Below are 18,199 nucleotides of genomic sequence, written 5' to 3'. Positions count from 1 at the left end.
CGCCATGAACAACCTCACCGGAAAGACCGCGCTCGTGACGGGCGCTTCACGCGGCATCGGCCGCGCCAGCGCCCTCGCACTCGCCAAAGCGGGCGCGCAGGTTCTCGTTCACTACAGCAGCGGAGAAAAAGAAGCGGACGCCGTGGTCGCCGAAATTCGCGCGGCTGGCGGCAACGCGCAGAAGGTCGCCGCGAATCTGCGCAACGCGGACGGTCCGCACGCGCTGGCGAAACAGGTACGCGCGGTGGTCGGTCAGCGCCTCGACATTCTGGTCGCGAACGCCGGCATTTCGAAAGCGGTCAGTATCGAGGAAACGACCGTCGAAGATTTCGACGATCTGTTCGCCGTGAACGTGCGCGCGCCTTACTTTCTCATGCAGCAGTTGCTGCCGGTGATGTGCAAGGGCAGCAGCGTGGTCCTGCTGTCGTCGCTCGCGGCGCGTGCAGCGGTCGGCACGCTGCCGGCCTATGCGGCCACCAAAGGCGCCGTGGATACGCTCGTCAAGCATTTCGCGTCGGCGCTCGGCGAACGAGGCATCCGTGTGAATGCGGTCGCGCCGGGTGTCGTCGAAACGGACATGTCGAACTTCACGAAGACCGACGCGGGACGCGAACTCACGTTGAATCATGCAGGCGTTGAAACGCGTGGCTCAGCCCGACGACATCGGCGGCGCAGTGGCCTTTCTGGCGTCGGACGACGCGCGCTGGATTACCGGCGAAACGCTGCATGTGGATGGCGGCTCGAAGCTCTGAGCGTGAAGCGTCTCTTGCCGTTCTGGTTTTTAAAGGAAGGCTTGCCGGTGTGCCGCGCCAACGTGTCGGCACACCGCAAGCATTCAGGGACACGATTGAGCGCGTCATCGCCGCTCGGCCTCAAGAGCGCCATGAATGACCGGCGAAGTCCCGACGCTTCCATGCCAGGCGAACCGCTTCCTGACCGGCCAGCGTGCCGCTCACTTCCACAACGTGCGGCCGAAGAACGTCAGCGTGCGGTCCCACGCTTGCTGCGACCAGACCGGATCGAACTGCGTCTTGGCGATACGGCCCGGCCCGACCGCCGTTTCATTCGCGAACGCGTGATGCGCCAGATAGCGATGGAACTCGACATCGACGTTGGCCTCGGTCAGCTTTTTCTCCAGCGCGTCGACCGTTTCAGCGGGGAAGAACTCGTCTTGCGAAGCCCAGTGACCGATCACCGGCACCTTGATTTTCGACGCGTCGATATACTCCAGCGGCGGGAAGCCGTACCACACCACGCCGGCCGCCACGTCAGGAATATTGCACAGCGCGAGCCAGGTGAGCGCGCCGCCCATGCAGTAGCCGGTCACGGCGACTTTCGCCGCGTGCTGCTTCAGATAGTCGACCGCGCCGCGCACGTCCTGAGTGGCCGCATCGCCGAAATCGAGTCCGCTCATCAGATGGTGTGCCTCTTCCTCTTCGACCGTCGTTTTGCCGCGGTAGAGATCGGGCACCAGCGCCAGATAGCCGGCCTGCGCAAGCCGGTCCGCGACGCCGCGAATCTGCTCGTTCACGCCCCACCACTCCTGAATCACGACGATGGCCGGCGCGCCCTCCAGTTTCTGCGGCTTCGCGAGATAGCCCTGAACCTGCTGGCCGTCGGGGCGGCTAAAAGTGATCATCGATCCTGCTGGCTGTTTCATCGGTTGCTCCTCGGGGTGGACGAAGCCGCTAGCATAGCGCCAGTGCGGCAGGTTCTGCCGAAGCCCCGCAGCGTCTCTGACAAGATGAAAGGCCAGCCGGCCCATCGCAAGATCGCCTGGCTAACGTCTCTCAGGTTCTGGCAAGCAATCCTCGGACGCCAGAATCTTTAGGCCGACACATTGTGTCGGCCTTTTTTATTCCGGAAGCGCTGCGGAAATAAAACCATCCAATTCCTTGCCAAAAAATTATTTATTCGATCGGGAATCAGCTTTACTCAAACTTTTGGACAATTCATGAATCACTTATGAAGCCATTATCCAATTTGATTGTAAAGAGCGCGACGACCAGTTGACTGAGTCAATCGGGTGACGGCAAAGATCGGTTGATTTTCCCGGTCGGGATAGCGGGAGCCGGCCTCAATCGCCTCCATCGGCGCGTCCATGGTCCCGCGTTGGTCAGCAACCGACGCTATGCACGCGCTGCGCGGCTGGCCTCTCTGCGCGTAGGCTGCCGCGAAAGCGCGATCCCACGATGCGCCGATCTCTTTCGAACTAGCGAGAAATAGTTTTGACTAAGTGAAAACCCGTATAATCCCCGACAAGAGGTCAGACAACTAGAAGACATAGTCGTCAAGACCCTGGCCCGCGACCCGCCGCGCGGCGCCCACCCTGATCAGCCCTTTGCCAGCTCCGTGAACCCGACTGCCACTGCTCTGCCCTTTCGAAACGCCCTCTTTGCGATGCTCGGCATCGGCCTCGTCAACATGCTGGTCGCGCTCGACCAGACGGTCGTCAGCACCGCGTTGCCTTCCATCGTCGCCGAACTGCATGGCTTCGAGTACTTCGCATGGATTGCCAGCGCGTACCTGCTGGCGTCGGTGGTGACAGTGCCGGTGTTCGGGCGGCTCGGCGACTACTTCGGCCGCAAGCGTTTCGTGATCGCCGCGGTGATCACGTTCACGGTGGCCTCGGTGTTGTGCGGCGTCGCCAACGACATGCTGTTTCTGGTGATCGCGCGCGGCTTGCAAGGCGTCGGCGGCGGGATGATGGTCGGCACCGCGTTCGCATCGATACCGGATCTGTTTCCCGACGCACGCACGCGAGTGCGCTGGCAAGTGGTGCTGGCCGCCGCCTACGGGATCGGCACGGCCGCCGGGCCGTCGCTGGGCGGCTGGATGAGCGAACACTGGGGCTGGCGCTCCACCTTCCTGATCAATCTGCCGGTCGGCGCCGCCGCGCTCTATTTCATCTGGGCGCATCTGCCGAGCTTCCGGCGTCCGCAGCAAGGCGAGGTCAAGATCGACTGGCTCGGCGCGGCGCTGGTCGCCGCGGTGCTCGCCGGCTTGCAGACTTTCATCGAAGCCGTGCCGAAGAATGGGCTGACCAGCGGCAACGTCATATTGGGGGTGTGCGTGATCGCCGGCGCGATCGCGTTGTTCGTGTGCGAAAAGCGCGCCACGCATCCGATCATTCCGCTCGACCTGTTCAAGGATCCGCGGCTCGTGACGCTGTTCACGCTCGGCATGCTGTCCGGCTTCGTGATGTTTTCGCTGATCTTCTTCGCGCCGTTGTTGCTGCAAGGCGGCTTCGGCTTGTCGCCGCAACAGGCCGGCCTGATCGCGACGCCGATCGCGGCCTGTATCGCGCTCGGCAGCTTGCTGAACACGCGCATCGTGATTCACATGAAGAAGCCCACGCAGATTCTGACGATCGGCTTCGTGCTGCTGCTGTTCGCGTCGATCGCGCTGACGTTCGCGAATCCCGCTACGCCGCACTTGCGGATCGTATTGCCTATGGGCGCGATCGGCATCGGCCTCGGTTTCATCCTCAACAATCTGAATGTGTTCGGGCAGGAGATTGCCGGGCGTGAACGCTTCGGCATCACGACCGCGCTGCTGCAGTCCACGCGGATGGTGGGCGGCATGCTCGGCACGAGCATTGTCGCGACCGTGGTGTCGCATCACTACCGTGACGTCGTCACGCGCACGATGAGCGTGCTCGGCGAACCGGCCGCGTCGCAATGGCGGCCTCGCTTCGTCGATCTGCGTATTCTGATCGATGAAGCGTCGCGGTTGAAGCTCTTCGCGGATATGAAATCGTCAGGGCTCGATACGCTGGCGTTGATCGATACCGCACGCGATGCGCTGGTGCAGTCGATTCATATCGGCGTGTGGCTGACTGCCGTTGCGTCGCTGGCGGCGGCGTTGCTGGTGCAACGGATCTCGCATGTGGTGTTTCGGCGGAGTTGATCGGCGCTCCAGCTACGTCTCGAGGTGGTGCCCTCGCATAAGCGGCGTCAAGCACGGGCGAGCAAGCGCAATCTCCCGCGCCGCCGCCCGCCTCATCAAAGCTTCAGCGCACCAGACACGGGCGCTTGTTATCGAACTTCCAGTTCGGAATCAGATACTGCATCGCCACACCGTCATCGCGTGCGCCCAGTCCATGCTGCTGATACAGCGCATGCGCCTTCTCGAGCTCGTCCATATCCAGCTCGACACCGAGTCCCGCCGCCTGCGGCACCTTGACCTTGCCGCCGACGATTTGCAGCGGCTCGCGCGTCAAACGCTGACCGTCCTGCCAGATCCAGTGCGTGTCGATCGCCGTGATCTTGCCCGGCGCCGCGGCCGCCACGTGCGTGAACATCGCCAGCGAAATGTCGAAGTGATTGTTCGAGTGCGAGCCCCACGTCAGGCCCCAGTCGTTGCACATCTGCGCGACGCGCACCGAGCCCTGCATGGTCCAGAAATGCGGATCGGCCAGCGGAATATCCACCGACTGCAACTGGATCGCGTGACCCATCTGACGCCAGTCGGTGGCGATCATGTTGGTCGCCGTCGGCAGGCCCGTCGCGCGGCGGAATTCGGCCATCACTTCGCGGCCCGAATAGCCGTTTTCCGCACCGCACGGATCTTCCGCATAAGCGAGCACGTCGTGCTGGTCGCGGCACAGGCGCACCGCTTCCGCCAGCGACCATGCGCCGTTCGGGTCGAGCGTCACGCGCGCGTTGGGGAAGCGTTCGGCGAGCGCGGTGACCGCTTCGATTTCCGCGTCGCCGGGCAGCACGCCGCCCTTGAGCTTGAAGTCGTTGAAACCGTAGCGCGCCTGCGCGGCCTCGGCCAGCCGCACGACGGCTTCAGGCGTCAGCGCTTGTTCAGTGCGGACCCGCTCCCAGTCGTCACGGCCATCGGCGCCGCTCACGTACGGCAGATCGGTCTTCTTGCGATCGCCGATATAGAACAGATAGCCGAGCATTTCCACTTCGTCGCGCTGCTGGCCTTCGCCGAGCAAGGCCGCGACCGGCACACCCAGGTGCTGGCCGAGCAGGTCGAGCAGGGCGGCTTCGAGCGCGGTCACCGCGTGAATCGTGGTGCGCAGATCGAACGTTTGCAGGCCGCGGCCGCCGGCGTCGCGGTCGGCGAACTGCGTGCGCGCTTTGTTCAGGATAGCTTGCAAATTGCCGATCGACTGACCGACGACGAACGGACGCGCGTCGTCGATCGTCTTGCGGATGCTCTCGCCGCCCGGTACTTCGCCGACGCCGGTATGTCCGGCGCTGTCGCGCAGAATGACGATGTTGCGCGTGAAGAACGGACCATGCGCGCCGCTCAGATTCAACAACATGCTGTCGCGGCCGGCGACCGGCACGACGCGCAGCTCGGTGACGATCGGCGTGGCGTTCGATTCAGTGGGTTTCGTGGACATGGAAATAAGATCCGTTGAGTAAGTAAGCCGGCCGCTGGAAATCATCGCGACGTACGATCGCGTTCGACACCGATACCGGATGTAAACTGGCAAGCGCGTGACTCGTGACTGAGCGCGGTGAGCGTCAGTGTAGTCAATGTGCTTTGCTGTGCAACTGGTCGGGCAGCATGGCGCGATCACTGCGGCGATTGCGTGTCAGGAAGCCGGCCGCTGCCGCGAGCAGCGACGCCACGCCCAGACCATACAGACCGCCGGTAATCGAACCGGTGTGCTGCTGCAGATAACCGAACGTGGCCGGCGCGAAGAAGCCGCCGAGGTTGCCCACCGAATTGATCAGCGCGATCACGCCGGCTGCCACACGTGCATCGAGGTAGCCCTGCGGGATCGGCCAGAAAAGCGACGAAGCCGCCTTGAAGCCGATCGCCGAAAAGCAGATCGCCACGAACGACATGACCGGATTGCCCGACGTCGACGCAAACAGCCCGCACGCCGCGATCACGAGCGCCACCGCCGCCGCGACCAGCCCCCACGTGCCCATGATGCGAGTAAGCCACGCGCGCGCGCCGTACTTCTGCATCAACACGTTCGACGGCACTTCGAACAGCGCATAGCCGATAAAGAACAACCCGCTGCCGAGGCCGTAAGCCGCAGCGCCGATGCCCAGGTCCGTCTGCATGTGCGAATTGACGAAGCCGATGTTCACACGGTCGACGTAGTTCGCGATGAACATGATCAGAAAGAGCGGCAACACGTGCCGCTTGACCTTCGAAACCGCCGAATCCAGCGGGTCGAGTGCGGGGGTGAGAGCGGATGTCAAAGTTGCCTCCAGTATCGGCCACGCCGGCGGCCTAACGTGTGATATGTTGTCTGATGACAGTTTACCTCCGTCTATTGATGGATTCCAATCGGGTGTTTACCCTGTAATATCCCTTGTTTATATGGCGATTACGGGACTAAGCGACCGCTCCGCCGAGGCTGGACCCAATTGAGCTAGGACGTCGGATGACTTGAACTTCATTTGGAAACGCACTTAAGAGCAACTGCCATGACACCCGCCTGCAAACCATCCTTGGGAAGAAGCGCAGCGGTCCATATCAACGCGCCAACTTTCTCAACCCCACCGGCATCGCACGTTTATAACCGCTGGCAAAATAGCCGGAGCGAGCGCCGTCGAACGCGCGAGAATCGAGTAAAGTCCTGTGCGATACTTTCCGGGAAATCCGGCCATGGGAACGCTCCCGATGCCGACCGGCGCTATGATGGCCGGCCCAATCCGCCCGACACCGTCACTCACGCGCGAACTTCTGCATTCCAGCCGATTAGTCAACAAGCCACAAAAATGAGCAGCCTAACTGAGAAGGTGGTGGCCACCCTTTCCGATGAAATTCGCCGCGGCGCTCTGAGGCCGGGGGACCGCATTCCCACCGAAGTCGCGATGATGAAGCAGCTTTCCGTGAGCCGCTCCGTGGTTCGCGAGGCAATTTCGCGCCTGCAAGCGGCTAACGTGGTCGAGACGCGTCACGGCATCGGCACATTCGTGCTCGCGCCCGCCGCCGAAAAGCCAATGCAGCTGGCCGCCGCCGACCTGTCCAGCATGCTGGACGTGATGGCCATCATCGAATTTCGTATCGACGTCGAAGCCGCCGCAGCCGCGCTCGCCGCCACACGACGCACCGAGCAGAACCTCAAGCAGATTCGCGCGGCGTTGGAGCGCTTCGAGTCCGAACTTGAACGCGGCAGCACCGATACGCTCGCGCACGACATCGAGTTCCATCTGCAGATCGCGCGCGCAAGCGGTAATCGCTATTTCTTCGACGTGCTCAGCCAGCTCGGCCGCGCGGTGAGCCCGCGCACGCGGCTCGGTTCCGCCGAGATCGCGGAACTCGACCATATCGAGCATCTGCGCAACGTGCTCGGCGAGCACCAGATGATTTATCGCGCGATCGAACGGCGGGACGCCGACGATGCGCGTGCGGCGATGCGCATGCATCTGAGCAACAGCCGCGAACGGTTGCGGCGTGCGCACGAGTTGAGTAAAGCGGGCGGTTGACGGCTAGCCGCAGCTGCCTGCATTTGAAATCGCTCGTGTGTGCAATCGGCGCGAATATTTGCTCGAATTCACCGCAACTCACTGAACGCGCGTGCTCGCCCATGTCGCTTCCGAAGACGCGAGCATGAATGACCTGTTGCTTCATCGTGCTGTTGAAACGCTCGGCGAACGCGCATCGGATTCACAAAGGCAATGCCCACGCGAGCGCGTCAGACGCGATTGACCCCTGCACGGGTTCGGTGATTCAATCAGCGGGGCGCGCAGGGATTGCCGCCGTCATTTCGATTTCCAGATCGAGGCCGTCAAGGACAGCGGTTTTCGATCATCAATGCCACCGCTTGAAACGAAGGATAAGGCAAGCAGCACGCCACCTAAGGAGCGACAAGCATGAGCGTATCGAAACCCGAAGCTCAACCCGGTGCGGGTTCCCCTCCGGCCAAACACAGCGTGCCGATCGGTTTGGTCGCGAGCGTCGTCGCAATGATCGTCGTGTTGCTGCTGCCGCTGCCCGCCACGCTGCCGCCAGCCGGGCATCGCATGCTCGCCATTCTCGCGTTCGCCGTGGTCGTCTGGTTGACCGAAGCCGTCTCGTACGAAGCCAGCGCGATCATCATCACTTCGCTAATCGCGTTTCTGATTGGCACCGCGCCCACCATCAAAGACCCGAGCGTGATCTACGGCACGTCGGCGGGAATCAGCATGGGGCTCGCCGGCTTTTCGAATTCGGCGCTCGCGCTGGTGACCGGCGCCCTGTTCATCTCCGCGGCGATGACGATCACCGGCCTCGACAAGCGCATCGCGCTCGTCACGCTGTCGTTGATCGGCACCACGACGCGGCGCATCCTGATCGGCTCGATCGCCGTGACGATCGTTCTGTCGCTGGTGGTGCCGAGCGCCACCGCGCGCAGCGCCTGCGTCGTGCCGATCATGATCGGCGTGATCTCGGCGTTCGGCGTGGACAAGCGTTCGAATATCGCGGCCGGCATCATGATCGTGGTCGCCCAGGGCACCAGTATCTGGAACGTCGGCATCCTGACAGCGGCCGCGCAGAATCTGCTGACGGTCGGCTTCATGGACAAGATGCTCGGCGCGCGCGTCACGTGGCTCGACTGGCTGATCGCCGGCGCGCCGTGGGCGATCATCATGTCGGCCGCGCTGCTGTTCATCGTGCTGAAGATGCTGCCGCCCGAGTCCGACAGCATCGCCGGCGGCAAGGAAGCGGTCGCGCGCTCGCTGCGCGAACTCGGGCCGATGACCGGTCCGCAAAAGCGCCTGCTCGGCGTCGCCATCGGCCTGCTGTTCTTCTGGGCGACCGAAGGCAAGCTGCATCCGTTCGACACCACCTCCGTCACCTATGTGGGCCTCGTGATCCTGATGCTGCCGCGCGTCGGCGTGATGGACTGGAAAACCGTGCAAAGCCGCGTTCCATGGGGGACGGTGATCGTCTTCGGGGTCGGCATCAGTCTCGGCACGGCCTTGCTCACCACCACCGCCGGCCAGTGGCTCGGCGACCTCGTCGCGCATCACACCGGCCTCGATCAGGCGAGCGCGTTCACCGCGTTTGCGATTCTCTCCGCGTTCCTGATCCTCATTCACCTGGGTTTCGCCAGTGCCACCGCGTTGACCTCCGCGATGCTGCCGATCCTGATCGCCGTGCTGCAGTCGATGCAGGGCGACTTCAGCCGGCTCGGCATGACGATGCTGCTCGGCTACGTGGTCAGCTTCGGCTTCGTGCTGCCGATCAACGCGCCGCAAAACATGGTGTGCCTCGCCACGGACACGTTCACCGCGCGCCAGTTCGCGCGCGTCGGTATCGTGCTGACGATCTTCGGGTATCTGCTGCTTCTGCTGTTCGCCGCGACGTGGTGGCGTTGGCTCGGGTGGGTGTGAAGCGTGCAGCCTGACGAGTCCAGACGCAATGGAGACAACGATGGCACCCTCGACTGCCCAACACGACGATAACCTCGAACATTTCGAAGCACACGGCGCGGCGCCGTTGCCGTCATCGGACGAAAGCGGCTACGTCGAGCACGACGGCGCGCGCATCTGGTACGCGGCATATGGCGACGGCGCGCCTGTGATTCTGCTGCACGGCGGCCTCGGGCATAGCGGCAATTGGGGCTATCAGGTTCCGGCGCTGGTCGAGTCGGGTCATCGCGTGGTGGTGATCGACAGCCGCGGCCACGGCCGCAGCACGCGCGACACGCGCCCCTACCGGTACGAGTTGATGGCATCCGATGTTCTGGCCGTGATGGACACACTGCATCTGGACAGGGCTGCGATGGTGGGCTGGAGCGACGGCGCCTGCATCGCGATGGTGCTGGCCAGCATCGCGCCCGGGCGCGTGGCGGGCGTGTTCTTCTTCGGCTGCAACATGGACCCGAGCGGCACGAAGCCGTTTGTGCCGACACCGGTGATCGACCGATGCTTCGGCCGGCATGCCAGAGACTACGCGCAACTGTCGGCGACGCCTGACGACTTCGACGCGTTCGTCGGCGCAGTCAGCGAAATGATGAGAACGCAGCCCAACTACTCGGCGCAGCAACTGGCTCAGATCCGTGTGCCGGTTGCGATCGTGCAGAGCGAGCACGACGAGTTCATCAAGCCGGAGCACGCCGACTATCTCGCCCGCAGCATTCCTGGCGCGGAGTTGATCATGCTGCCTGGCGTCAGCCATTTCGCGCCGCTGCAAAGGCCGGCGCAATTCAATCGCATCATGCTTGGATTTCTCCGCCAGATTCTGGCTTGAACCGGACGAAGGCGCCCTGCGAGCCGCATTGCCACCCGGCTCACGCTCCAAGGATCGCGCGGGACGCCAAAATTTCACGATGCGGAATGATGCGTTGCTTCGTAAAAAATCGTGGTGCGTGGCACAAATTCGCCATTTCGCAATGTCGCCCCACGTTGCACATCACAAAATGATGCTTGCAAGCCTTTATTTTTAAACGCTATTTTTTGATAGATCGAACTATCCAACAGCCACTTGCGCCGCAGTCCGCTGACGTAGACTCCTTCACAAGAGCAGGCGCTTCACGCAGTCGAGTTGGATGAGCCGGGAAAAACGCTGTCGGCCCGGTTCCTCAACTTACGCATGAAGCCACCAGGGCATCGTGGTTTTTTAAATGGCAATTGGGAGACTAAAAATGAAAGGCTTTCGCTTTGGCTCGACCCAGGGAGCGTTCTACATTTTGCCGGGACAGGACGGTTGGGAGGCAACCTACGGCAACGAAACCCTCGGAGAGTTTTCCAGCCCGCAACAGGCGGCCGACGACCTCGCGCGCGGCTTGATCTGCCCGCATCTGCCAGAAGGCGACGACACGTCGACGCTTGAAATTCCAGAGAAACTGGCCGATTGGGAAATCGTTCACGTGTGATGGTCGGCATGACCGCTGGCCACGTGGAAGTAGAAACGACGATGGCGCTCTTGAGCGCCATCGTCGTGCTTACTGCTTACTTCAGCGGGTACTTCGCTGCTTGCGTGGGTATATTGGCAACCGGGTCAAGCAACCGAGTCCACGATCTTGTTCAGCGTCGCGCTCGGACGCATTGCCTGGCTCGTCAGTTCGACATTCGGGCGATAGTAACCGCCGATGTTCATCGGCTTGCCCTGCGCCGCACCCAGTTCTTCGACGATCTTCGCTTCGTTGTCGGCCATGGCCTTCGCCACGCCGGCGAACTGCGCCTGCAGCGCCGCGTCTTCGGTTTGCGCGGCCAGTGCTTCGGCCCAGTACATCGCGAGGTAGAAGTGGCTGCCGCGGTTGTCGATACCGCCAACCTTGCGCGCCGGCGACTTGTCGTTGTCGAGGAACTTGCCGGTAGCCTGGTCCAGCGTCTTGGCCAGAACCTGCGCCTTCGGGTTGTGATACGCATTGCTCAGGTGTTCGAGCGACGCGGCCAGCGCCAGGAATTCACCCAGCGAATCCCAACGCAGGAAACCTTCTTCAACCAGTTGCTGAACGTGCTTCGGTGCCGAACCGCCGGCGCCGGTTTCGAACATGCCGCCACCGGCCATCAGCGGGACGATCGACAGCATCTTCGCGCTGGTGCCCAGTTCCATGATCGGGAACAGGTCGGTCAGGTAGTCGCGCAGCACGTTGCCGGTGACCGAGATCGTGTCCTTGCCGGCGCGGATGCGCTCGACCGAGAACCTGGTCGCGTCGACCGGCGTCATCACGCGGATGTCCAGACCGCTGGTGTCGTGGTTCTTCAGGTATTGCTCGACCTTCTTGATGATCTGCGCGTCGTGCGCACGAGCCGCGTCCAGCCAGAAAACGGCCGGCGTGTTGGTGGCGCGGGCGCGGTTGACCGCCAGCTTGACCCAATCCTGGACCGGCGCGTCCTTGGTCTGGCACATGCGCCAGATGTCGCCCGCTTCCACCGGCTGTTCGATCAGCACCGTACCGGCTGCGTCGGTCACGCGGACCACGCCGTTGGCCGGAATCTGGAACGTCTTGTCGTGTGAGCCGTATTCTTCAGCGGCTTGCGCCATCAGGCCGACGTTAGGCACCGTGCCCATCGTGACCGGGTCGAACGCGCCGTGCTTCTTGCAGTCTTCGATCACCGCCTGATAAACGTCGGCGTAGCAACGGTCCGGAATCACCGCCTTGGCGTCGTGCAGTGCGCCGTCCGCGCCCCACATCTTGCCCGACTCGCGAATCATCGCCGGCATCGACGCGTCGACGATCACGTCGCTCGGCACGTGCAGGCTGGTGATGCCCTTGTCCGAATTGACCATCGCCAGTTGCGGGCGTTGCGCGTATTGAGCCTTGATGTCGGCTTCGATCGCTTCAACCGTAGCGGCCGGCAGATCCTTCAGGCGCGCGTACAGATCGCCGATACCGTTGTTCGGGTTGAAACCGACTTGCGCCAGCGCGTCGGCGTGCTTGGTCAGCACGTCCTTGTAGAACACCGACACCACGTGACCGAAGATGATCGGATCCGACACCTTCATCATCGTGGCCTTCAGGTGCACCGAGAACAGCACGCCCTTGCTCTTCGCATCGGCGATTTCCGCTTCGATGAAGCTGCGCAGCGCGTTCTTGCCCAGCAACGAAGCGTCGATGATCTCGCCCGCTTGCACGGCCGTCTTTTCCTTCAGGACCGTCTTCGTGCCGTCAGCGGCCGTCAGTTCGATCTTCACCGCGCCGGCTGCTGCGATCAGCGCCGATTTTTCGCTGCCGTAGAAATCGCCGCCGCTCATATGCGCGACGTGCGACTTCGAGTCCGCGCTCCACGCGCCCATCTTGTGCGGGTGCTTGCGTGCGTAGTTCTTGACCGACAGCGGCGCGCGGCGGTCCGAATTGCCTTCGCGCAGCACCGGGTTGACCGCGCTGCCCTTGATCTTGTCGTAGCGAGCCTTGACGTCCTTTTCGGCGTCGGTCGTCGCGACGTCCGGATAGGCCGGCAGCTTGTAGCCCTGGTCGCGCAGTTCGGTGATCGCGGCCTTCAGTTGCGGCACCGAAGCGCTGATGTTCGGCAGCTTGACGATGTTCGCTTCCGGACGCGTGGTGAGTCCACCCAGTTCCGCCAGATCGTCGGAACCCTTCTGTTGCGCGGTCAGGTAGTCCGGAAATGCAGCAATGATCCGGCCGGCGAGCGAGATGTCGCGCGTTTCAACGATCACGTCGGACGAGCGCGTGAACGCCTTGACGATCGGCAGCAGCGAGTAAGTCGCCAGAGCAGGCGCTTCGTCGGTCAGGGTGTAGATGATCTTCGGCGATGTGGACATGTTCGATGCTTTGCTAAATGAAGTGATAGACAGAGCGTGGTAGCGCTGAGCTAGCGAAGTTGCGACGAAACAGCAAAAACGCAGCGCAACCTACGCGCACTACTTTTTACGGCCCGACCGTGAGTATATGCGCGTTTTCCTCGATTCGCTGCTAAACAAACATGTCGCGGAACCACGCTCAACGGGGTCGAGCCCCGCCAGATAAGGCTTAGAGGCCAATACACCCTGTCTTAAGACAGATGTCTTATAGATGACTCAACGGTCAAAATAGCTGGCCGGCGGGAATCATACGCATCAGCATGCGCCCTCAATCAAAGGTTTGCTGCAGACGCTTAACAAACACTCGCTCACGTTAAAACTCGTTTTGCACAGTTTTGGTGCACAGCAACGCTATCTTGCCGGCAGTGAGCGTGTCGGTATCCAAAATCTGAAGACGAGCCTGCCGGCCACGCCCGACACAGCGGAACTCGGTTGGTTGGCAGAAAAGATTGCGGCGGGAGATGTCGAAGCAATCCGAGCGGGAATTCCCGCGCTAGCACGAATCGACCCATCGGGCAGCATCGTGCATGCTGCGTTGATGCAGGGTTTTGGTTGGGTGATGCTCTACGGCGGAATCGGCGTATGGTGGCCGCGGCACTCAGCTTCGTGATCTCGGGCAGCGCCTCGCGAAGGCTAACTCAAAAGCCAACGTCGGCTGCCGCGCAGCGGGCCGCGCGCTGCGATTCATGTTAATGCGCCAGCGCTCGGCAAGCCGTCACAACGGCTTGCCGAGCGCCGGTCGCGAACAGGTTGCAAACAGGCTTAGCGGCCCAGAAACTCGACCACCATCCGGTTGAACTTCTCCGCATGCTCCCACTGAGCCCAATGACCGCAGCGGCTGAAGATATGCATGTCCGCATTCTGCATCCCGGCGACGAGGCGCAGACCCACGTCCATCGGCACGAAGCGATCGTCGCGTCCCCAGATCACCAAGGTTGGCGCGGACACTTCGCCAAGCCGCGGACCGAAGTCGTTGAACTGCTTCGGATTCGCCGCGAGGCTCGCGACAAAGTTCTCCAGGTGGTCGCGGCGCGCGAGGATATTGTCGAGCCGCGCCTTCATCAGATCTTCGGTCAGCGCTTTTGCGTCGAACACGAAGATGTTCATCATGCGCTGCAGGTTCTCGATGGTCGGCTCCTTGTAGACGCCTTGCAGCAGCTTGATGCCTTCGGTCGGCATCGGCACGAACTGGCTGGGACCGCCCGTGCCGCCGCCCATCAATACCAGCTTGCCGACACGCTTCGGCTCGGCCAGCGCGAACGCCACCGCACTATGCCCGCCCATCGAGTTGCCGATGATATGCACGCGCGCGAGGTCGAGCGCGTCGAGCAGGCTCTTCAACGAACGCGCGTTGAGCTCGGAGCGCGAGCCCTTGCAGACGATCGGATCGCTCTTGCCCCAGCCCAGGCAATCCATCAGGATGACCCGATACCCTGCGGCCACGAGCGGCTCGACATTGCGATTGAAGTTCGCCCAGCCGGTCGCGCCCGGTCCCGAGCCGTGCAGCATCACGACCGTTTCCGCGCCCCGCCCCACATCGTTGTAGTGGAGCTGCATGTCGCGCCCGTCTTCCGTGATACGAACGAATCGGCTGGTCGACGCTTCGGTGAATGCCGGTGCTTGTGAGCTCATGTTGAATCCCTTTGTTTCACGAGTTAAGTGACTGCGGGCCGCCATCGATAGCGAGCCCGCACAGTTTGTCAGGCCGCGGATCTACTGCACGGCAGCCGGGGTATAACGAGGCGCGGACTTGCTGACCACGAGCCATGCCGCGATTGCCGCGATGGCGATCAACGGAATGCTCGCGCTCAACAGCACAGAAGCGCCTTGACCGATCGCCAGCAACTGCCCGGCGATCAACGGCCCGAGAATCGAGCCCATGCGCCCCACCGCGACGGCGGCGCCCACTCCCGTGCCGCGAACTTCAGTCGGGTAAAGGCTGCTGGCGAGCGCGTACAACACCGACTGCCCGCCGACGAGAAACAACCCCGCCAGCAAGCCGCCCCATGCCATCGACGTGCCGCCGCTCGCGCCCAGCAACGCCGCCAGCGCAACGACGATACCCAGATACATGCCGCCGACCGTGCGACGACGGCCGATCCGGTTGAATCAGCATCGCTCTTGTGGCGATATTGCTGGCGGTCTCGACAATGCACGGCTCACGCGCGCCGCAGCCGTGCACGTCAGGTCATCAGGCAACAATCTCCTTGGCGGACGCGCGCGTCAGATCCAGCGCGACGTCGACGATCATGTCCTCCTGGCCGCCGACCATGCGGCGCTTGCCCAACTCGACCAGGATGTCGACCGTCTTGAGCCCATATTTCTTCGCGGCCACTTCCGCATGCCGCAGGAAGCTCGAATACACGCCTGCATAGCCGAGCGCCAGCGTCTCGCGATCGACCCGCACCGGACGGTCCTGCAACGGACGCACGATGTCGTCGGCGGCGTCCATCAGCGTGTACAGATCGGTGCCGTGATTCCAGCCGGCGCGTTCCGCCGCGGCGATGAACACTTCGAGCGGCGCATTGCCCGCGCCCGCGCCCATACCGGCGAGCGACGCGTCGATGCGGTCGCAGCCCTCTTCCACCGCGACCATCGAATTCGCCACGCCCAGCGACAGATTGTGGTGCGCGTGCATGCCCGTCTTTGTCTCCGGCTTGAGCACCGCCTTCAATGCGCGAAAACGTGCGCGCACGTCGTTCATCGTCAGCGCGCCGCCCGAGTCCACCACGTAGATACAGGTGGCGCCGTAGCTCTCCATCTTCCTGGCTTCGACCGCGAGGTTTTCCGGCGTGGTCATGTGGCTCATCATCAGGAAGCCGACCGTGTCCATGCCAAGTTCGCGCGCATATTCGATGTGCTGCTTCGAAATATCCGCCTCGGTGCAATGGGTCGCGACGCGCACGATGCGCGCGCCGGCCTGGTACGCCGCCTTCAGATCGTGAATCGTGCCGATGCCGGGCAACAGCAGTGTCGCGATCTGCGCATGCGTGACCACCTCGGCCACCGCCTCGATCCATTCGAGGTCGCTATGCGCGCCGAAGCCGTAGTTGAAGCTCGAACCTTGCAGCCCGTCGCCGTGCGCCACTTCGATGCTGTCGACCTTCGCTTTATCCAACGCGCGCGCGATGTCCTGCACGTTCTGAATCGAGTATTGATGGCGGATCGCGTGGCTGCCGTCGCGCAGCGTCACGTCGGAGATATTCAGTTTCTTGTCCATGCGAAAGTCTCCTTATGCCTGCACGAGCGATTGCGCCATGCGTTCCGCGGTCGCGAGCGCGGCCGAAGTCATGATGTCGAGATTGCCCGCGTACGCAGGCAGGTAATGCGCGGCGCCTTCCACCTCGATGAACACCGAGGTCTTCAAACCGCTGAACTTGCCGAGGCCCGGAATATTCAGCGGCGCAGCGGCGCTGATCTCGTCGAACTGCACCTTCTGCTTCAGACGGTAGCCCGGCACATACGCATGCACGGCCGCGGCCATCGCTTCGATCGACGCTTCCACCTGCGCGCGGTCGACGAGTTCGGAGAGCACGTAGACGGTGTCGCGCATCATCACCGGCGGCTCTGCCGGATTCAGCACGATGATCGCCTTGCCTTTTGCCGCGCCGCCCACCACTTCGATCGCCTTGGAGGTCGTCTCGGTGAACTCGTCGATGTTCGCGCGCGTGCCGGGACCAGCCGACCTGCTGCTGATCGCCGCGACGATTTCCGCGTAGTGCACCCTCGCCACGCGCGACACGGCCGCGACCATCGGGATCGTCGCCTGGCCGCCGCAGGTCACCATGTTCACGTTGAGCGCGTCGAGCTGTGCGTCGAGATTGACGACCGGCACGCAGTACGGCCCGATCGCCGCGGGCGTCAGGTCGATCAGACGGATGCCGGGCTTCAGCGCGCGCAGGAACGCGTCGTTCTTCACATGCGCGCCCGCCGACGTCGCGTCGAACACGAAGTCGATTTCGTCGAATACCGGCAGACGCGTCAGACCTTCGACGCCTTCGTGCGTGGTCGCCACGCCGAGGCGCGCGGCGCGGGCGAGGCCGTCGGAGGCGGCGTCGATGCCGACCATCGCCGCCACTTCCAGGTGCTTGCCGTGACGCAGGATCTTGATCATCAGATCGGTGCCGATATTGCCCGAGCCGATGATCGCGGCCTTGAGTTTTTCGCTTGCCATTTCAGTCCTCAATCGAGTGCTTGCTTATGCGGAAAAAGTCGCACGGACGCTGCCGAGACCGTCGATCTGCGCGGTGAAGGTGCCCGGTTGCGTGACCGCGACCATCGGGCCGAGTGCGCCGGTCAGCAGGACATCGCCGGCGCGCAACGGCGTGCCGAGCTGGACCATGCGGTCCGCGAGCCACACGGCCGCGTTCAGCGGATTGCCGAGACACGCGGAGCCGTTGCCGCGCGACAGCACGTCGGCGTCGTTCGACAACGTCATCGCGCAGGCGGCCAGATCGACGTCGCGCAGCGGCACCGGCCGGCTGCCGAGCACGAAGCGCGCGCTCGACGCGTTGTCCGCCACCGTATCGACGAAGCGGATATTCCAGCCTTCGATGCGGCTGTCCACCACTTCGATCGCCGCGACCGCGTAGGCGGTCGCGCGGATCAGGTCGGCGTAGGTGTGACGCTCGTGCACGAGATCGTGTTCGAGCACCAGCGCGATCTCAGCTTCGACCTTCGGCTGGATCAGTTCGCCGAGCGGAATCGGCTGGTTGTCGCCATACGCCATCGACGCGAACAGCGCGCCGAAATCCGGTTGATCGACGCCGATCTGGCGCTGCACCGCCGGCGACGTCAGCCCGATCTTGCGGCCGACGATGCGCTCGCCCGCCGCCACGCGTGCCGCGACGTTGAGCTGCTGGACCGCGTAGGCGAGTTGCTCGGCGTCGGCGGCATTGTTCAGATCGGCGAAGCGCGCGTCTTCGCGCAGCGGCGAAATCGTCAGACGCGTGCGTTCGGATTCGCGCAGCCGCAGGGCCAGCGCTTCCACATTGCTGAGAGTGTTCATAGCGATTTCCTG

General features: G+C 62.9%; 14 protein-coding genes and 2 pseudogenes. 7 read left to right on the top strand and 9 right to left on the bottom strand.

The features are described from left to right. Positions 1-4: 4 nt before the first annotated feature. Positions 5-752, top strand: a pseudogene (locus HV744_RS02350) (SDR family NAD(P)-dependent oxidoreductase). Positions 753-952: 200 nt separating this feature from the next. Here HV744_RS02350 and HV744_RS02345 read toward each other — a convergent pair. Further along, complete coding sequence (locus tag HV744_RS02345; RefSeq protein WP_175147957.1) at positions 953-1,660, bottom strand: dienelactone hydrolase family protein; 708 nt, start codon at positions 1,658-1,660, stop codon at positions 953-955. Between the two features lie 740 nt (positions 1,661-2,400). Between HV744_RS02345 and HV744_RS02340 the strand changes: the two genes are divergently transcribed. Beyond that, positions 2,401-3,909: an MFS transporter gene (locus tag HV744_RS02340; protein ID WP_175147956.1), complete on the top strand. Its 1,509-nt coding sequence runs from the start codon at positions 2,401-2,403 to the stop codon at positions 3,907-3,909. A 103-nt stretch (positions 3,910-4,012) separates the two neighbouring features. On the opposite strand, the gene gudD is transcribed toward HV744_RS02340, so the two are convergent. Both gudD and HV744_RS02330 read right to left on the bottom strand, forming a co-directional pair. Further along, a complete protein-coding gene (gene gudD, locus HV744_RS02335) occupies positions 4,013-5,362 on the bottom strand; it encodes a glucarate dehydratase (protein ID WP_175147955.1) in 1,350 nt (449 codons plus the stop codon). A gap of 133 nt (positions 5,363-5,495) precedes the next feature. Next, positions 5,496-6,179: an MFS transporter gene (locus HV744_RS02330; RefSeq protein ID WP_175147954.1), complete on the bottom strand. Its 684-nt coding sequence runs from the start codon at positions 6,177-6,179 to the stop codon at positions 5,496-5,498. A gap of 522 nt (positions 6,180-6,701) precedes the next feature. On the opposite strand from HV744_RS02330, the gene HV744_RS02325 reads away from it, so the two are divergent. The 4 genes from HV744_RS02325 (at position 6,702) to HV744_RS02310 (ending at position 10,786) form a co-directional block, all read left to right on the top strand. Then, positions 6,702-7,412 (top strand): FadR/GntR family transcriptional regulator, encoded by a 711-nt coding sequence (locus HV744_RS02325; RefSeq protein WP_175147953.1) that lies wholly within the window; start codon positions 6,702-6,704, stop codon positions 7,410-7,412. Positions 7,413-7,799: 387 nt separating this feature from the next. Then, positions 7,800-9,302 carry a DASS family sodium-coupled anion symporter gene (locus tag HV744_RS02320; protein WP_175147952.1) on the top strand — a complete coding sequence of 501 codons (1,503 nt, stop codon included), beginning with the start codon at positions 7,800-7,802 and terminating at the stop codon, positions 9,300-9,302. A gap of 40 nt (positions 9,303-9,342) precedes the next feature. Beyond that, complete coding sequence (locus tag HV744_RS02315) at positions 9,343-10,161, top strand: alpha/beta fold hydrolase (protein WP_175147951.1); 819 nt, start codon at positions 9,343-9,345, stop codon at positions 10,159-10,161. A 394-nt stretch (positions 10,162-10,555) separates the two neighbouring features. Further along, on the top strand, positions 10,556-10,786 hold the full coding sequence (locus HV744_RS02310; protein WP_175147950.1) for a hypothetical protein: 231 nt from the start codon (positions 10,556-10,558) through the stop codon (positions 10,784-10,786). 125 nt (positions 10,787-10,911) lie between these two features. On the opposite strand, the gene HV744_RS02305 is transcribed toward HV744_RS02310, so the two are convergent. Next, entirely contained in the window at positions 10,912-13,140 is a 2,229-nt protein-coding gene (locus HV744_RS02305; protein ID WP_175147949.1) for an NADP-dependent isocitrate dehydrogenase, read from the bottom strand. A 319-nt stretch (positions 13,141-13,459) separates the two neighbouring features. Between HV744_RS02305 and HV744_RS02300 the strand changes: the two genes are divergently transcribed. After that, positions 13,460-13,789 carry a hypothetical protein gene (locus tag HV744_RS02300; protein WP_246278914.1) on the top strand — a complete coding sequence of 110 codons (330 nt, stop codon included), beginning with the start codon at positions 13,460-13,462 and terminating at the stop codon, positions 13,787-13,789. A gap of 152 nt (positions 13,790-13,941) precedes the next feature. Here the strand turns inward: HV744_RS02300 and HV744_RS02295 are convergent, their stop codons facing one another. From HV744_RS02295 to HV744_RS02275, 5 genes and pseudogenes are all read right to left on the bottom strand, one after another. Further along, a complete protein-coding gene (locus tag HV744_RS02295) occupies positions 13,942-14,811 on the bottom strand; it encodes an alpha/beta fold hydrolase (RefSeq protein ID WP_175147948.1) in 870 nt (289 codons plus the stop codon). 81 nt (positions 14,812-14,892) lie between these two features. After that, positions 14,893-15,285: pseudogene (locus HV744_RS02290) on the bottom strand (MFS transporter); the annotation flags it as partial. Between the two features lie 85 nt (positions 15,286-15,370). After that, positions 15,371-16,399, bottom strand: coding sequence for a 4-hydroxy-2-oxovalerate aldolase (gene dmpG, locus HV744_RS02285; RefSeq protein ID WP_175147947.1), 1,029 nt, complete (start codon positions 16,397-16,399; stop codon positions 15,371-15,373). A gap of 12 nt (positions 16,400-16,411) precedes the next feature. After that, positions 16,412-17,353: an acetaldehyde dehydrogenase (acetylating) gene (locus HV744_RS02280; RefSeq protein ID WP_175147946.1), complete on the bottom strand. Its 942-nt coding sequence runs from the start codon at positions 17,351-17,353 to the stop codon at positions 16,412-16,414. A 24-nt stretch (positions 17,354-17,377) separates the two neighbouring features. Continuing rightward, a complete protein-coding gene (locus HV744_RS02275) occupies positions 17,378-18,187 on the bottom strand; it encodes a fumarylacetoacetate hydrolase family protein (protein ID WP_175147945.1) in 810 nt (269 codons plus the stop codon). Positions 18,188-18,199 lie beyond the last annotated feature (12 nt).

This window comes from Paraburkholderia ultramafica (assembly GCF_902859915.1).
In the GTDB taxonomy this organism is placed as follows: domain Bacteria; phylum Pseudomonadota; class Gammaproteobacteria; order Burkholderiales; family Burkholderiaceae; genus Paraburkholderia; species Paraburkholderia ultramafica.
This window is presented reverse-complemented; position numbering and strand designations above follow the sequence as displayed.

What these genes read in the sequence shown, in the direction of transcription:
- HV744_RS02345 (WP_175147957.1), bottom strand. Translation starts at nt 1,660, where the DNA reads ATGAAACAGCCAGCAGGATCGATGATCACTTTTAGCCGCCCCGACGGC.
- HV744_RS02340 (WP_175147956.1), top strand. Translation starts at nt 2,401, where the DNA reads ATGCTCGGCATCGGCCTCGTCAACATGCTGGTCGCGCTCGACCAGACG.
- gudD (WP_175147955.1), bottom strand. Translation starts at nt 5,362, where the DNA reads ATGTCCACGAAACCCACTGAATCGAACGCCACGCCGATCGTCACCGAG.
- HV744_RS02325 (WP_175147953.1), top strand. Translation starts at nt 6,702, where the DNA reads ATGAGCAGCCTAACTGAGAAGGTGGTGGCCACCCTTTCCGATGAAATT.
- HV744_RS02320 (WP_175147952.1), top strand. Translation starts at nt 7,800, where the DNA reads ATGAGCGTATCGAAACCCGAAGCTCAACCCGGTGCGGGTTCCCCTCCG.
- HV744_RS02315 (WP_175147951.1), top strand. Translation starts at nt 9,343, where the DNA reads ATGGCACCCTCGACTGCCCAACACGACGATAACCTCGAACATTTCGAA.
- HV744_RS02310 (WP_175147950.1), top strand. Translation starts at nt 10,556, where the DNA reads ATGAAAGGCTTTCGCTTTGGCTCGACCCAGGGAGCGTTCTACATTTTG.
- HV744_RS02305 (WP_175147949.1), bottom strand. Translation starts at nt 13,140, where the DNA reads ATGTCCACATCGCCGAAGATCATCTACACCCTGACCGACGAAGCGCCT.
- HV744_RS02295 (WP_175147948.1), bottom strand. Translation starts at nt 14,811, where the DNA reads ATGAGCTCACAAGCACCGGCATTCACCGAAGCGTCGACCAGCCGATTC.
- dmpG (WP_175147947.1), bottom strand. Translation starts at nt 16,399, where the DNA reads ATGGACAAGAAACTGAATATCTCCGACGTGACGCTGCGCGACGGCAGC.
- HV744_RS02280 (WP_175147946.1), bottom strand. Translation starts at nt 17,353, where the DNA reads ATGGCAAGCGAAAAACTCAAGGCCGCGATCATCGGCTCGGGCAATATC.
- HV744_RS02275 (WP_175147945.1), bottom strand. Translation starts at nt 18,187, where the DNA reads ATGAACACTCTCAGCAATGTGGAAGCGCTGGCCCTGCGGCTGCGCGAA.